The organism is Acinetobacter sp. NIPH 2100 (assembly GCF_000369805.1).
GTDB lineage: Bacteria > Pseudomonadota > Gammaproteobacteria > Pseudomonadales > Moraxellaceae > Acinetobacter.
Genome location: NZ_KB850224.1, coordinates 1,991,574 through 2,006,441 on the forward strand (window position 1 = coordinate 1,991,574; position 14,868 = coordinate 2,006,441).

Annotated in this window: 14 protein-coding genes; 5 read left to right on the forward strand and 9 right to left on the reverse strand. The window is 40.9% G+C overall.

Going from position 1 to position 14,868, the window contains the following annotated elements:
- Window positions 1-171: 171 nt before the first annotated feature.
- Together F887_RS08775 and cueR are read left to right on the forward strand one after the other, a co-directional pair.
- Complete coding sequence (locus F887_RS08775) at window positions 172-2,658, forward strand: heavy metal translocating P-type ATPase (protein WP_005294234.1); 2,487 nt, start codon at window positions 172-174, stop codon at window positions 2,656-2,658.
- A 13-nt stretch (window positions 2,659-2,671) separates the two neighbouring features.
- Window positions 2,672-3,130: a Cu(I)-responsive transcriptional regulator gene (cueR, locus tag F887_RS08770; RefSeq protein ID WP_005294236.1), complete on the forward strand. Its 459-nt coding sequence runs from the start codon at window positions 2,672-2,674 to the stop codon at window positions 3,128-3,130.
- Window positions 3,131-3,232: 102 nt separating this feature from the next.
- Here the strand turns inward: cueR and F887_RS08765 are convergent, their stop codons facing one another.
- The 5 genes from F887_RS08765 to F887_RS08745 form a co-directional block, all read right to left on the reverse strand.
- Window positions 3,233-3,421, reverse strand: coding sequence for a heavy-metal-associated domain-containing protein (locus F887_RS08765; RefSeq protein WP_005294238.1), 189 nt, complete (start codon window positions 3,419-3,421; stop codon window positions 3,233-3,235).
- A gap of 101 nt (window positions 3,422-3,522) precedes the next feature.
- Window positions 3,523-3,864: an ISC system 2Fe-2S type ferredoxin gene (gene fdx / locus F887_RS08760; protein ID WP_005294240.1), complete on the reverse strand. Its 342-nt coding sequence runs from the start codon at window positions 3,862-3,864 to the stop codon at window positions 3,523-3,525.
- A 94-nt stretch (window positions 3,865-3,958) separates the two neighbouring features.
- A complete protein-coding gene (locus F887_RS08755) occupies window positions 3,959-4,270 on the reverse strand; it encodes a CopM family metallochaperone (RefSeq protein ID WP_005294241.1) in 312 nt (103 codons plus the stop codon).
- A 279-nt stretch (window positions 4,271-4,549) separates the two neighbouring features.
- The gene (locus F887_RS08750) at window positions 4,550-6,754 is read right to left on the reverse strand and encodes an OsmC domain/YcaO domain-containing protein (RefSeq protein WP_005294243.1); all 2,205 of its coding nucleotides are present in this window, start codon (window positions 6,752-6,754) and stop codon (window positions 4,550-4,552) included.
- Window positions 6,755-6,999: 245 nt separating this feature from the next.
- Window positions 7,000-7,872, reverse strand: coding sequence for a LysR family transcriptional regulator (locus F887_RS08745; RefSeq protein ID WP_005294244.1), 873 nt, complete (start codon window positions 7,870-7,872; stop codon window positions 7,000-7,002).
- A gap of 90 nt (window positions 7,873-7,962) precedes the next feature.
- On the opposite strand from F887_RS08745, the gene F887_RS08740 reads away from it, so the two are divergent.
- The 3 genes from F887_RS08740 (at window position 7,963) to F887_RS08730 (ending at window position 9,759) form a co-directional block, all read left to right on the forward strand.
- Window positions 7,963-8,856 carry a DMT family transporter gene (locus F887_RS08740; RefSeq protein WP_032863130.1) on the forward strand — a complete coding sequence of 298 codons (894 nt, stop codon included), beginning with the start codon at window positions 7,963-7,965 and terminating at the stop codon, window positions 8,854-8,856.
- Window positions 8,857-8,948: 92 nt separating this feature from the next.
- Window positions 8,949-9,308, forward strand: coding sequence for an ArsR/SmtB family transcription factor (locus tag F887_RS08735; RefSeq protein ID WP_005294248.1), 360 nt, complete (start codon window positions 8,949-8,951; stop codon window positions 9,306-9,308).
- On the forward strand, window positions 9,286-9,759 hold the full coding sequence (locus tag F887_RS08730) for an SRPBCC family protein (RefSeq protein WP_005294250.1): 474 nt from the start codon (window positions 9,286-9,288) through the stop codon (window positions 9,757-9,759). Before F887_RS08735 ends, F887_RS08730 begins: the two co-directional genes overlap by 23 nt.
- Before the next feature lie 72 nt (window positions 9,760-9,831).
- Here the strand turns inward: F887_RS08730 and F887_RS08725 are convergent, their stop codons facing one another.
- From F887_RS08725 to F887_RS08710, 4 genes are read right to left on the reverse strand one after another with little or no spacing between them, the layout of a single operon-like run.
- The gene (locus tag F887_RS08725) at window positions 9,832-10,998 is read right to left on the reverse strand and encodes a hypothetical protein (protein WP_005294252.1); all 1,167 of its coding nucleotides are present in this window, start codon (window positions 10,996-10,998) and stop codon (window positions 9,832-9,834) included.
- Window positions 10,998-12,332 carry a TolC family protein gene (locus tag F887_RS08720; RefSeq protein WP_005294254.1) on the reverse strand — a complete coding sequence of 445 codons (1,335 nt, stop codon included), beginning with the start codon at window positions 12,330-12,332 and terminating at the stop codon, window positions 10,998-11,000. The genes F887_RS08725 and F887_RS08720 overlap by 1 nt, the downstream gene beginning before the upstream one ends.
- Window positions 12,329-13,915, reverse strand: coding sequence for a GH3 family acyl-acid amido synthetase (locus F887_RS08715; protein ID WP_005294256.1), 1,587 nt, complete (start codon window positions 13,913-13,915; stop codon window positions 12,329-12,331). The genes F887_RS08720 and F887_RS08715 overlap by 4 nt, the downstream gene beginning before the upstream one ends.
- Window positions 13,912-14,733: a hypothetical protein gene (locus F887_RS08710; RefSeq protein ID WP_005294257.1), complete on the reverse strand. Its 822-nt coding sequence runs from the start codon at window positions 14,731-14,733 to the stop codon at window positions 13,912-13,914. Before F887_RS08710 ends, F887_RS08715 begins: the two co-directional genes overlap by 4 nt.
- Window positions 14,734-14,868 lie beyond the last annotated feature (135 nt).

Consider the following 14,868-nt stretch of genomic DNA (forward strand, 5'->3'; position numbering starts at 1 on the left):
AAATAATAACGCACAATATATAGATGAATTGAAGCAGTTTTGACTCAGCTCAAAATACAATTTTTATGATCAGAATAAATAAAATTCTAAGAGTTGATAAATCCGCTTGACCTTCCCATAATGTTAAGGTCTATGCTGCAAGCAATCAGATCATCTCTATAGGTATATCTTATGGGAACTCAAATAAATACAGCATCTAAAGACCTAAATGTCACATTACAAGTTGAAGGCATGACTTGTGCCAGTTGTGTGGGTCGAGTTGAAACTGCACTAAAGAAAGTGGATGGAGTACAGTCCGCTTCTGTCAATTTAGCCACAGAACGTGCAGATATTACCCTTGCCAAACCCGTCGATCGACAAGTACTTATCCATGCGATTGAGCAGACGGGTTATGACGTTCCTGCAAGCAATATCGAATTATCGATTGAAGGGATGACTTGCGCTTCTTGTGTCAGTCGTGTCGAAAAGGCTCTAAGTGCTGTTTCTGGTGTAAAAACTGCGTCTGTCAATTTAGCGACGGAACGAGCAACCGTCACAGGTAATGCAAGTGTGGAAAGTTTAATCGCAGCGATTGATAAAGCCGGTTACGATGCCAAGGAAATACAAGCTTCCATTCCTGATCAAACTGAACATCTTGAGAAAAAAGATCAAGAAAGAGCTGAATTAAAACGTGACTTGATACTAGCCACGACTCTCGCTTTACCTGTATTTATTCTAGAAATGGGTTCTCATTTGATCCCTGGTGTACATCAACTGATTGAGCAAACTATAGGGATGCAAAATAGTTGGTATCTCCAATTCATTTTAACGACTTTGGTTTTGCTGATTCCGGGTCGTCGCTTTTATAGCAAAGGTTTACCTGCATTGTTCCGTTTAGCACCCGATATGAACTCTTTGGTTGCAGTCGGTACCTTGGCTGCCTACCTATTTTCTTTGGTTGCGACGTTTACCCCGAATGTGCTTCCCGCGGGAACAGTAAATGTCTATTACGAAGCTGCTGCCGTTATTGTCGCTTTAATTTTATTAGGCCGTTTTCTTGAAGCCAAAGCCAAAGGACGGACATCTGAGGCGATTCAGCGTTTAGTTAGCTTACAGGCAAAAGTAGCCCATGTTTCGCGTGATAACCATGTCATTGATATTCCAATTGATCAAGTCATCTCTGGTGATTTTGTTATTGTCAAACCAGGTGAGCGAATCCCAGTCGATGGTGAAGTGATTGAAGGACAAAGTTTTGTCGATGAATCGATGATTACAGGTGAACCCATTCCTGTTGAGAAAAATCTCGGCAGTCAGGTCGTTGGCGGCACCATTAACCAAAACGGCACCTTGAGCTTTAAAGCGGTTGCTGTCGGTGGCGACACCATGCTAGCGCAGATTATTCGTCTAGTTGAACAAGCGCAAGGCTCTAAAATGCCGATTCAAGCCGTGGTCGATAAAGTGACGTTATGGTTCGTGCCCGCCGTGATGATTGCAGCTCTACTCACCTTCCTCGTTTGGCTGATTTTCGGTCCTTCTCCTGCTTTAACTTTTGCATTGGTCAATGCCGTTGCGGTACTGATTATTGCATGTCCGTGTGCCATGGGCTTGGCAACCCCAACCTCGATTATGGTGGGTACTGGACGTGGTGCTGAATTGGGTATCCTGTTCCGTAAAGGTGAAGCTTTACAGTTATTAAAAGATGCGCAAGTGGTTGCGGTGGATAAGACAGGTACTCTAACTGAAGGTCATCCAGTACTGACTGACTTTGAGGTGACGGCAGCATTTGAGCGTGATTATGTACTTAGTGTCGTGGCAGCGGTTGAATCCCTATCTGAGCACCCGATTGCAAAAGCCATTGTGGATACTGCCAAAGATGAGCGATTGGTACTACCGAAAGTCGATACTTTTGATTCAGTCACAGGTATGGGCGTCAATGCAACAGTCAATCATAACCAGACTGTTTACATTGGTGCAGATCGTTATATGACTCAACTTGGTATAGAGGTTTCTCCATTTGCAGCAACAGCACAGCGTTTAGGTGATGAAGGCAAATCGCCACTCTATGTTGCAATTGATGGCGCACTTGCGGGGATTATTGCTGTTGCAGATCCAATCAAACCAACAACACCAGCCGCCATTCAAGCATTACATCAGCTTGGTTTAAAAGTCGCCATGATTACAGGTGACAATGCACGCACAGCACACGCAATTGCCAAACAGCTTGGTATTGATGAAGTGATTGCAGAAGTCTTACCTGAGGGTAAAGTCAATGCCGTGCAAGAACTGAAAGCAAAATATGGCAACATTGCCTTCGTGGGTGATGGTATTAATGATGCCCCTGCTCTGGCTCAAGCTGATGTCGGCCTTGCTATTGGTACAGGTACGGATGTTGCGATTGAATCTGCAGATGTGGTGCTGATGTCTGGTAATCTGCAAGGTGTAGCCAATGCGATTGCCTTATCCAAAGCGACGATTGGTAATATTCATCAGAATCTATTCTGGGCCTTTGCCTATAACACTATGTTGATTCCTGTGGCAGCTGGCGTACTGTATCCTGCTTATGGCATTTTGATGTCACCTATTTTTGCAGCAGGTGCAATGGCACTTTCAAGTGTGTTTGTCCTTAGTAATGCGCTACGTTTGCGTCGTTTCCAACCGCCATCTGTGAACAGAGGCTAATGGAGGATCTCTCATGAATATTGGTAAAGTCTCTCAAGTTTCAGGTGTGACAGCCAAAATGATTCGTTATTACGAACAAATTGGCTTAATTCCAGCTGCTGGGCGCAGCAATGCAGGTTACCGCTCTTATTCTGATAATGATGTTGAACGTTTGAAGTTTATCAAGCGTAGTCGTGAATTGGGTTTCTCTGTAGCAGAAATCACTGATCTGCTGGATTTATGGAATAATCGCAATAGGCATAGTGCAGATGTAAAGCATTTGGCTCAGGCGCATATCCATAAGTTAGAACAACGTATCCAAGATCTACAACAAATGGCGCAAACCTTACAAACCTTGGTTGATTGCTGTGCGGGTGATAATCGACCTGATTGTCCGATTCTTGAAGGTTTAAAAGAACCGAGTCATGAAATGAAGGATATCCATCACCATAATGATCTGCTCTCTCTGTCTCCACTGACGGGTCGTAAGTGACACAAATTAAAAGGCTATAGAAATATGGCCTTTTTTATTTTTGAGCATTTTCTTAAATCAAAAAAAGCGGCCGAGATGGCCGCATTTTTCATTCACTGTAAATTAACGTGGCGGAAAACCCGCTTCTGCCAAAGCATTAACGATTTGCTGTTGTGATGCCGTAGTTTCTACTTTTACACTGCGGTGAGGTGGATCAGTGATTACCTTTGCATTGGCATCCACTGCTTGGATCGCACGCGTTACACCACGTGCACAGCCACCACAAGTCATATTTTCAACATGAAATTCCATACGAATTCTCCACTTGGTTATTCAATAAGATAGATTCAATATAAACGTTCCAATAATTGGAAGGTCAAGTCTTTTGGTCATTAAATTAGAAAATTAGCTGTTCAGCCTTTCTTTTCGGACACATAATTCACTGTATATTTCGGGATTTCTATTTCTAGGGCCTCCTCCTGTACATTCACCTGACAGGATAGACGTGAATAAGGGGTTAGCCCCCAAGCACGGTCGAGTAAATCAGCTTCAATATCGTCCATTTCAGTTAAGCTATCGAATCCTTTTTTCACAATTACGTGACAGGTTGTACATGCCCCTGAAAAATCACAGGCGTGTTCGATTTCGATACCATGATCAAGTAAGCGTCTACAGAGGTTTTCTCCGCGTTCTATTTCAATTTCCCGACCTTCAGGGCAAATTTTTTCATTCGGGAGAACCGTTATTTTCGGCATAGTCAGTACCATTGCATTTGTTGATATGATAAATAACAAATGATAAAAGGCTTTGTCTAAAGCCTTTTATCTAAAATAAGTCAACAATACCGACTTATAAGAAATGCCTTTTTAACCAAGCATTTATTACTTTAATGTCAATATCCTGTGCCAAAATCATATTTTTTGCCAACATTCGGACTTCTGGATCATAACCATATTTCAAGGCGACCTTGGCCATATCGACTACGACTTGATGATGTGGAATCATTCCACGCATAAAGTCGATGTCGGCATTGCCAGTGTAATTGATTTGCATATCCGCATGCATACGGCTCGTTAGTTCCATATAAGCACGTGTAGAGAGACTATAGAACTCACTTGAATCATTTGAGTTAGACGTTGTTGCAGATTGTTGTTCACTCATTATTGTTTCCTTTTATTGAGCAGTATCAACATTCATTTAAGATGTGATTGATATGCTGTATTGATGAAAATAAAGGGAATGATGCGGTCAATAGATGAGCGCTTCTATCTAATGCTGCATATTTACCTTTATGAAAGACACTGTAGTCCTTCCAATAATTGCAAGGTCAAGCAATCAATTTATTAAAATTTTGAGTGATAAAAAAACACAGTTTTATCGGCTCTAAATAAAAAAAGTGCATGATCAACATGCACTTTTTAAATGAATATTTAACGTGTTTTAGACATTTAAGCCGACGGCTTTCGCACGCGCTTTATGCAATTTTTTATAGCTGTCGATTAAACGTAAATGACGATCAAGTCCTTCCAGTTGCATATTGGTTGGGGTTAAACCATAGAAACGAACGCTACCTTCAACCGAACCAACCACTGCATCCATACGTTCATTGCCAAACATACGACGGAAATTAATCTCGTAATCGTCCAGTTCCATTTCATCATCGAGCAAAACTTCAAGCACGACATTCATACATTGATAGAACAAACCACGTTCTACTGTGTTGGTGTTGTATTGCAAGAAGGTTTCAACCAGCTCTTTGGCTTCTTCAAACTGTTGCAATGCAACATAGATCAATAGCTTCAATTCGAGCAAGGTTAACTGACCCCACACAGTATTGTCATCAAACTCAATACCAATCAATGTCGTGATTTCAGTGTAATCGTCCAGTTCACATTCTTCTAAACGCTCGACCAATGCCTCCAACTGTTCTTCATCTAAACGGTGTAGATTGAGAATATCTTCACGGAATAACAAGGCTTTATTGGTGTTGTCCCAAATCAGGTCTTCAACCAGATAAATTTCAGAATAATCAGGTACCAAGATGCGGCATGCCGTTGCACCTAAGTGTTCATACACCGCCATGTAGACTTCTTTGCCCATTTCTTCAAGGATGCCAAACAACTCAGCCGCTTCTTCAGCATTGGAGTTTTCACCATCATTGGTGAAGTCCCATTCTACAAAGTCATAATCAGATTTAGCACTAAAGAAACGCCAAGAGACCAAACCACTTGAATCAATGAAGTGCTCAACAAAGTTGTTTGGTTCGGTCACCGCATTGCTCTGGAAAGTCGGTTGCGGTAAGTCATTTAAACCTTCGAAACTACGGCCTTGCAATAATTCAGTCAAACTACGTTCTAAAGCGACTTCAAAACTTGGGTGCGCGCCAAATGAGGCAAAGACACCGCCTGTACGTGGGTTCATTAGCGTCACACACATTACAGGGAATTGACCACCCAATGAAGCATCTTTCACAAGCACGGGAAAGCCTTGTTCCTCTAAACCTTGGATACCTGCCACGATACTTGGGTATTTTGCCAATACCTCTTGTGGTACGTCTGGCAAGGCAATTTCACCTTCTAAGATTTCACGCTTAACCGCGCGTTCAAAAATTTCAGATAAGCATTGAACCTGAGCTTCAACCAAGGTATTCCCTGCGCTCATGCCATTACTGAGATATAAATTCTCAATCAAATTCGATGGGAAATAGACTGTTTCATCATCTGATTGACGTACGAATGGTAATGAACAGATACCACGTTCAGTATTGCCTGAGTTGGTGTCGTATAGATGTGTGCCCAGTAATTCATCATCAGGGTTATAAATTTCTAAACAGTATTCATCCAAAATTTCTTTTGGTAATTCACCATTTGGACCCGGCTTAAACCATTTTTCATCCGGATAATGCACAAATTCTGCATTGGCAATTTCCTCACCCCAGAACTGGTCGTTATAGAAGAAATTACAGTTTAAACGTTCAATGAATTCACCTAAAGCTGATGCCAACGCACTTTCTTTCGTTGAGCCTTTACCATTGGTAAAACACATTGGAGACTGCGCATCACGGATGTGTAAGGACCATACATTTGGTACGATATTACGCCATGACGCAATTTCAATCTTCATGCCTAAACCAGCCAAAATCTCTGACATATTGGCAATGGTTTGTTCTAGCGGCAGGTCTTTGCCCAAAATATAAGTATTGTTTTCTGTAGTCAGGCTTGGCATGAGCAACGCTTGTGCATCTGCATCAATACTTTCCACTTCTTCGATGATAAATTCAGGACCCGTCTGAATCACTTTTTTTACCGTACAGCGATCAATCGAACGTAAAATCCCTTGACGATCTTTTTCAGAAATATCTGCTGGAAGTTCAACCTGAATTTTAAAAATCTGTTTATAGCGGTTTTCAGGATCGACAATATTGTTTTGTGATAAACGGATATTGTCGGTTGGAATGTCACGCGCAGCACAATACACTTTGACAAAGTAAGCAGCACACAATGCAGATGAAGCAAGGAAATAGTCGAATGGGCCAGGTGCAGAACCATCGCCTTTATAGCGAATGGGCTGATCGGCGATTACCGTAAAATCATCAAACTTCGCTTCTTGTCGAAGATTGTCGAGATAATTAACCTTGATTTCCATGCGAGCACCTAAATATTCTTATGTGTTGCAAGCACATAAGATTGAAAATATTGATATAAGCCAAATCGTAGATAAGAGATTGCTTAAAAAAGTGTGGCTAAGGTCATCTTGTCGCTTGATCTAACGCTGACCCTAGTAATAATGGACGCTATTATAGAAGTATTTTGTGTAATTGATAACTTTTGTCTGTTTTTCTAGCCTTTTTATGAGCAATCAGCTGAATTGTTGATGATTTAACCTGATATTTACAGCTGTGTTGCAATCTCGATAAATGCTTTTGCAATTGGTGTCATTTGCTGCTTGTTTTTCACAGCCAAACCAATTGAGCGTTTGATATTTGGTGATAATGGTCGTTTTATGATATTGGGATACAGTTGCAGAATGTTCTGATCAAGGGATAAATCAGCCACAATAGATACCGCTGCATGGCTATTTACCATATTTAAAATCGACAGGATTTGAGAGAGATGGTACTTCACTTGAGGTGTCAGTTGAGCTGCACGAAACAATTCCAGCACATGATTTTGACTGCCAGCACTGGTCAAAATGAAAGGATAATCCATCAATTCTTCCAGTTTGACCGCAGCTTGTTGGGCAATCGGTAAATGCTTTGATATCAAAGCCACAAAGATATCTTCCAATACAGCAAAAGTATCAAAGCGAGTCTCAGGTAAAACCACAAAACCAAGGTCAACTTTGCGCTCATCTATCCATTGCAACACGTCTTTATCTGTTCCCTCAAAAATCAATACGTCGACCTGAGGATATTTCCGACTGAAATTTTCTAAAATCAATGGAAGCAGTACATTAGAAGAAGATGCGCCAAAGGAGCCGATACGCAAACTCCCTGTTTTAAAACCTTTCAGGTCCATGACTTGTTGATGAATGATGGTTGAAACATTCAGCATTTCATTCACATAAGGCAGTAAACCTTGCCCTGCTGCGGTGAGTTCCACTTCATTGTTATTGCGATAAAACAGCTGAGTTTCCCATTTCTTTTCCAAGGATTTAAGTGCATGTGAAATTGCGGACTGTGAAATATTCAGTTGCTGTGCCGTTAGGGTAAAGTTTTTTAATTCTGCCAATTTTGAAAAGATTCCGAGTTGAGTCAGCGTCATGATGGAGCATTCATGAGTAAAAGCTCATTTTACTATAAAGATAAATTAGTTTTACGATTTGATTTAATTCTGTGTCGATTAAAAAACCTCATGCGTCATTTCGCAATTTCTCTGCCAAGTTGTACTGTTTATTTTAAATTGATCTGTGTAGCTTTGATGTGGGGTGGCACCTTTATTGCTGGACGTGTTCTTGTTGCAGAAGTTTCTCCAGCCTTGTCTGCACTGTTACGCTTCACAATTGCTGCCATCTTGCTGCTTATTTTAATGATCAAAGCAACAGGCTGTTTTCCCCGTCTTTCCACTCAACAGCATATCTATGCAATTATGATGGGCTTAACTGGAGTATGCGCTTATAACCTGTTTTTCTTTGCTGCGCTTTCTCGAATTGAGGCAGGTAGAACGGCTTTATTTGTTAGTTTGTCACCTATTCTGACTGTGTTGATCTTGCGAATTTTCTTTCACGAAAGATTAAGGGAAATCAACTATCTTGGTGTCTGCATTGCCCTAGTTGGAACACTGCTGGTGGTGACTCGGGGTGAAGTATTTAATGCTTTACAACCGTCTTTTGGGCTTGGTGAAATGATGATGTGTGGGGCGGTATTCAGTTGGGTGATTTATACCTTGTGCTTGAAACAAGCGAATACATCAGCTTTGACTATGACCACATACGCCGTCCTTTGGGGGACCGCATTTCTTTTCATCAGTTCAATGCCTGAGTTAAGTTATAAAACGCTTATCAATATCTCATTGAACAGTTGGCTAGCTGTTCTTTATTTGGGTGCATTGGGTACCGTATTGGCCTTCGTCTGGTATGCACAAGCCATTCATGCCATTGGAGCATCCAAAACCATTATTTTTACCAATCTTGTTCCGATCTTTGCTGTATTACTGGCCTTTTTTATACTAAAAGAACCGATTACTGGATCAATGGCTGTGGGTGCAGTCCTCAGTTTCGTCGGTATCTTATTGGTGAATAAATATTAAAAACAAAGTGATAGCGATCATCTTTAAAAAACTTAGCTTTTTAGCTAAGTTTTTGTTGACATCAGATCAATAAACACACAATACTTAGCTCTATGGCTAAGTATGATTCTAAACTCGATTTATTGTTCAGTGCTCTCAGTGATCCAACGCGCAGAGAAATACTGACTCGGCTGTCCTTCGGAGCAGCTTCAATTACTGAACTGGCTGAACAACATGATATGGCCCTGCCTTCTTTTCTAAAACATCTGAATAAACTAGAACAAGCAGGACTCATTCATTCTGAAAAAAATGGAAGAATCAGAACTTGTGCTCTGGCCCCTGATGCATTTACGCCTATGCAAAATTGGTTAAGTGAGCAACGGGCCATCTGGGAACAAAGACTTAATCAATTTGATCGTTACGCACTCGAATTAAAAAGGAAAAGAGAAAATGAAACTGGATCCAAAAACTGATTTAAAACTAGAAAGAGTGATTGATGTACCACGTAAGCTGGTCTGGGAATGTTGGACCACACCAGAACATATCAAACACTTCTTTATTCCTCGACCTCACTCCATCAAGGCCTGTGAAATTGATTTAAAAGTCGGTGGAAAATTCAATACGGTCTTTGATGTCGATGGCAATGAAATCAATAATCAAGGTGTTTTCTTAGAAGTGGTTGAAGGAGAAAAACTGGTTTTTACTGATACCTACACAGAGGATTGGAAACCGGCTGAAAATCCATTTATGACTGCAATTCTATTGCTTGAAGATGCAGGTGAAGGCGCAACTAAATATACTGCGATTGCGAGACATCATACTGCGGAAACTCGTCAACAGCATGAAGATATGGGCTTTTTTGAAGGTTGGGGTACGGTAGTTGATCAACTGGTCGAATATGCAAACAGCTTAAAAGCTAAATAATTCCCCCTATCTACTCGATAAATGCCTCAAAGTTGACTTTCCAATACTTTGAGGCATTTCTTAGAGATCAAATCAAATCCGACCAACTTCCAAATATGGAATTAAATTCTGATCGAAGTTCGGACGTGGATCTCCTGCAAAGCTAATAAATCCATGCATTCCCGTTAATCGTTCACCTTTATAAAACTGATTCAACTGATAACGTGGATCTTGATGAGATAGGGTAAAACTGATGATACCAACCCCTCTTTGCTTTGAGAGTTGATAGGCATTTTCAAGCATCAGATGATGCAGTGCCAAATGTTTTGGGTGGCATAACAAGGTGTGTAATACATGATATTTCAGCGAATCACCGAGCTTAGGCAAAGGCATCGCTTTGGTAATTTTGGTCAATAAATTATAAACGGGACGAAATACACCAATCACGGGACTGTAATGTAAAATTTTGGTTTGTTTTAGGCTATGTTGATCCCATAACCCAAACATCCCAACAAGTTTTCCATCTTGAAAATAAAGCTGAAAGTCAGAAAGCTGTAGCCCTGTAAAATAGTGATGTGCTGCGTGTAATTCTGCAAAATCATAAGCTGGAATAAAATTATAATGCTGCGCCATTGCTGCAATAAAGCGATTCATTGCAGCAATATGCTCAGGCCGTGCAACGCAGGACTTAATCTCACGCATCTCTGTTTGAACTTGATTATTTAGATTTAAAAAAGCCTTAATTTTTCTTTTGGTCCCCAAATGCGTCAAGGTTAAAGTTTCAATCAGACCTTCATCGTAATAATCAGGAATTCCTGTTTTACCAGTTTGTATGGCTGCTCGTGCTGCATAATTATCATTAAAAATAATCATCTGGCTGAAATTGGGTTCATGCAGCGTTTGTTTGACATGTGCACCTAAAACTTTGACCAGTGATTTACCTCGATAGTTTGGATCAACACGCAAATCACTGGCATATCGCACATTCTGTACAGTTTTATCGACATAACATGGACGATGTCCGTTGCTATAACACGCAACATTCTTTTGATTTTCAGTGTCTTCAATCACCACATGCAGTTTGTGCCGATACAGAATATCTGACGCTTTAAAATAACTGGGTTCACGCTGAAAGCTGATCTGCACACCCTTGGTGGTCATCGGCACGGCAATCAGTTCACGCAAAGCTTGATCATCTGCCAATGTTGCTTCTCGTGTAATTAGCGGATTTGCCTCAGCATGTGGTGGATTTGTTTTCATTAATTATTCACCTGTTCAATATTTTGTGTGGACACCAGATCGTTTAAGTGCCCCATTTGATCTAAGAGCTGATAAACAAAAACGATTTCGTCTTGCTCATTGACCGTTTTCTGAGTTTGTACATCCAATAGCTTTTGTTCAGTATTCAACAAATCAAAAGTTGTTTTGGTCCCCAATTCAAATTCTTTGCGGGTATAAACAAAAGCAATTGACGCTGCATCAATCGCATTCTGTAATGCGTCTTTGTTTTGGCGAATGGTTTGTAACTGCGCATACGTGGTACGTGCGCGCTGATTCAAATCAAGCTCAAGGCTCCGAATCTTTTGATTAGCTAAATCAACATCTGCCTGTGCTTTTCGGATATTGGCGCGGTTTAAACCATCGTCATACAACGGTACGTTCAGTTGCACCCCCACCATGTAATTATTACTTTCCGAGCCAATATAACTGGCTTCATGTTGCTTGCCCGCACGGCTGGTCAACATGACTGTGGGCCAAAGTTCTCGCTTGGTTAAAGCGTATTGTTTCTCAGAGGCTTGTTTCTCATATTTGGCACGCAGTAATGCCGGATGATTCTTAGTTTTGGCCAAGATCTCATCCAGATTGCTGGAAATCTCTGGCAGACGATTAATTTTCACCAAGTTATCTGGTGTCGTGCCTGTAATTTGATAGAACTGCGCTTCACTCATAGTAAGATTGGATTGCGCCTGTGTAATATCAGCTTGCCCTTGAGCAACTTGAGCCAACACTTGCGCTAAGTCTGCGCGTGTGATCATACCGACATCAAAACGTCGTTGTGATTCATACAACGAACGCTGTAAGTTAGACATGGTTTTCTTTCTGAGTTCTAAAATCGCTTTCTTCTTCAAAACGTCGGTATAGACCATGACGGTATTCAAAATCGTTTCTGAACGTTGATCCGACAAGCCTTGCGAATATGCAGAAAGTTGATTTTTGGCAACATCAATCCCCAAGCGATGTCGCCCTGATGTGTAGATAGGGTAATCCATTTGTAATTGCAAACTACGACCTTTTCGGTTTCCTTCCGTTGGAAACATGACATTGGTGGGAGTTTCGACTCTTTCATAATCGAGTTGTCCAACCAAGTTTACTTTCAGGCCATCACGTTGTTTTGCCTGTTCAAGCATTGCCGTGGATTGATTCACACTTAAACGGCTCACCTCCAATTGACTTTCATGCCTTAAACTTGCTGACAAAGCCTCATCTAAAGTCATGGCACTAACAGTATTCGAAACCAATAACATTGCCATACATACTGCAATATGTGAGGACTTAAAAACTCGATCGTTAAATTGCATCAGCCCTTTCTTCATAGTTGTTCCAAACTATTGAGGGTAACTTTCTTGAGTGGCTCAGGCTTAATATTGCCTTCAATGATGCCATCAAACATGACCAGCTTTTTATAAGCATTCCAACCATTGTTGGCTTGACGAATCTGAGGCTGATCTAACTGACCGAGATTGCGGGCAAGTTCATAATGGAAGTTCTGCCGTAAGATACTATCGATATATTCATCATTAATGCTGTGATGAATTTCACCTTCAAACAAAACACAATAGAACGGCTTAACCTGTTGTTCAGTATCTATGGCAAGCAAAGAGATTGCTTTAGATTCCGTTTCATTGAGTTGTGAAAGCAGTTGCTGTGCCGTTTCTGGTGCAAGCTTCTCGCCTACTAGATCGACCCCGAAACGACGTCCTTGGAATTCAAAGCATGGGACTTGTTCAAGGAAACTGGTCACACGTAGACAATCATCAAGACAATAGCGCAATAGACCATTCCCTGATGTAATAATTGGGCTGACCACATCACCGACTTTAAGTTCCCATGACGGGATAATCTGTCCCTGTTTTTCGCCTTCCAAATACTCAAATTCATAGAAATGGCTTTGATAAGCCAATGGATAATGATCATTGTAAGGAATGGTCACCACACCTTCAGTGGCCCATAAGCCTTTGCCTTCAAATTGCACCGAAGGAAGACGCTGTTTCAATTTTTCAGCCCACGCTTTGGAGCCAGCAGTATCCCAGCTCGATACCAAACTCAAACTCGGCCATAATTGGTTAAAATCAATCTGTTCGCCATTTGAACTGTCGATCAGACATTTTGCACTTTCTGGGCTGAATGGGGCTTTGACTTCTTTTAATGAAACTTGACGCGCTCCCCAACGACCTGTCTCTAAAACTTCAATTACGTCTTGTTGCATTACCTCCAAACGATCTAGGAGCTGCAAAGCAAAGGTTGGACTCCACACCGAAATCATGGCGAGATTACGATTGGCGACCAGATAGCAAATCGTTGCAAACAGTGCATCATCAGCATTGGCTGCAAAAGCAACATTGCTGGGAACTGCTTGAGTAAATTTAGATAAAATACGTTTACCAATACCGAGTAAAGCACTGTCATCATTTAAATTTTTATCTTTTAATACTTCACGCTGGCTTTCTGGCAACCATGAAACTGACCAATAGTGTGTGCCAGAACGTAACTGCGGACATTTACGGTATAAACTGGCCATCCACGGTGCAATTGCGTGATCAAGTTCGTCTAAAAACAGCTTGGTATAAGGAATAAATTTGATTTGTTCGCTAGATCCACTGGTCGGTTGAAAACGGACCAATTTACTGTTTGAAAGCTGTATCTGCTGATCTCGATAACGCTGAATATCCTCCCGCCACGCGCCATAACGCGAAGCAGGAAAAGCCTGTACAAACTGTGCATAATCTTGCACCTTGCGCTCTTTGGCAAAGTATGACGTCTGCAAAATTGAACTCAAGATTTGAAGTTGTGTGTGCTCTAGGCTATTGGCATGCTTTTTAAAGTCTCGGTCAGAGACATCACACCATTGTTTTAAAATAAGATGTGAACCTGTGGTAAGCCATTCTGAATGCTTCATTGCAGGACTCCTTGGCGATTTGCTGGTGTCTTTAACAATGCTTCGCATCGACCTTTACTGGCTGGCTTAGTGATTAATTTGACAGGGAACCGCGCAAGATCTTTCCAACCTAAACGACCAATACACGGTAGTTCTGTGCCGACCGTCCATGTTGGATTCATCTGTTCAAAGAAATGAATATTTGGATTTTTTGCTCTCATTTCTTCGGTAATAGGCGCGACTTCACCTTTCAGCGGCTGATAGTCATTACCAAAGTTTAATAAACCGGCTTCTTTGTCATAATACTCACCAAAGAAATTCTCACAGTAATGCTCAACCACCGTTGATAAATGTTGATTTTCATCTTTGATATTTGGGTAATAGACATAATAGTTGTTGGCAAGCAACAAATAGGTTTTGTAGCCTTTGGAAATCAGTAACCAATACAGCTCATTAAACGGATATTTCACCCGTAACTTAATCATCAGCTTAAGCATCGTACTTTGCAATGTACGTGTGCCCCAATACGCTCTTAAGATCACCGTATCGCCACTGAATAACACCGTATAGTCTTTACCATTTAAATAAAAATGCTGAACCACCACTGTAGAGAACCCAACAATTTCATCCGTTTCCGAGTTGAAAATTAAGATCGCACCACTTTTCTTTTTAAAATCATCTACAAAGATGGAAAATTTGGTGTTTTCATAATACTGCTCGTAGATGGAATACATCACTTTTAGGCGGTCAATATCGATTTGTTCTTTCTCGACATATTGGCCATAGGTAGATTCTTTGTTATTGAATCTCGAGATCAGTTTATATGTTGTATTAATCATCAGCTTGTACCTCTAAATTTGGATATGCAAATTCCCCTATCTCATAAAGAAATATAAAAATGCGTATCACTATTCTTTTTATTACGGGGTAAGTTGTTATAGATGCCCCGATTTTTTTTTCGTTATATGAAACCC

Bases quoted from the DNA above. Each gene is read 5' to 3' on its own strand.
- F887_RS08775 (WP_005294234.1), top strand. From the start codon at position 172: ATGGGAACTCAAATAAATACAGCATCTAAAGACCTAAATGTCACATTA.
- cueR (WP_005294236.1), top strand. From the start codon at position 2,672: ATGAATATTGGTAAAGTCTCTCAAGTTTCAGGTGTGACAGCCAAAATG.
- F887_RS08765 (WP_005294238.1), bottom strand. From the start codon at position 3,421: ATGGAATTTCATGTTGAAAATATGACTTGTGGTGGCTGTGCACGTGGT.
- fdx (WP_005294240.1), bottom strand. From the start codon at position 3,864: ATGCCGAAAATAACGGTTCTCCCGAATGAAAAAATTTGCCCTGAAGGT.
- F887_RS08755 (WP_005294241.1), bottom strand. From the start codon at position 4,270: ATGAGTGAACAACAATCTGCAACAACGTCTAACTCAAATGATTCAAGT.
- F887_RS08750 (WP_005294243.1), bottom strand. From the start codon at position 6,754: ATGGAAATCAAGGTTAATTATCTCGACAATCTTCGACAAGAAGCGAAG.
- F887_RS08745 (WP_005294244.1), bottom strand. From the start codon at position 7,872: ATGACGCTGACTCAACTCGGAATCTTTTCAAAATTGGCAGAATTAAAA.
- F887_RS08740 (WP_032863130.1), top strand. From the start codon at position 7,963: ATGCGTCATTTCGCAATTTCTCTGCCAAGTTGTACTGTTTATTTTAAA.
- F887_RS08735 (WP_005294248.1), top strand. From the start codon at position 8,949: ATGGCTAAGTATGATTCTAAACTCGATTTATTGTTCAGTGCTCTCAGT.
- F887_RS08730 (WP_005294250.1), top strand. From the start codon at position 9,286: ATGAAACTGGATCCAAAAACTGATTTAAAACTAGAAAGAGTGATTGAT.
- F887_RS08725 (WP_005294252.1), bottom strand. From the start codon at position 10,998: ATGAAAACAAATCCACCACATGCTGAGGCAAATCCGCTAATTACACGA.
- F887_RS08720 (WP_005294254.1), bottom strand. From the start codon at position 12,332: ATGAAGAAAGGGCTGATGCAATTTAACGATCGAGTTTTTAAGTCCTCA.
- F887_RS08715 (WP_005294256.1), bottom strand. From the start codon at position 13,915: ATGAAGCATTCAGAATGGCTTACCACAGGTTCACATCTTATTTTAAAA.
- F887_RS08710 (WP_005294257.1), bottom strand. From the start codon at position 14,733: ATGATTAATACAACATATAAACTGATCTCGAGATTCAATAACAAAGAA.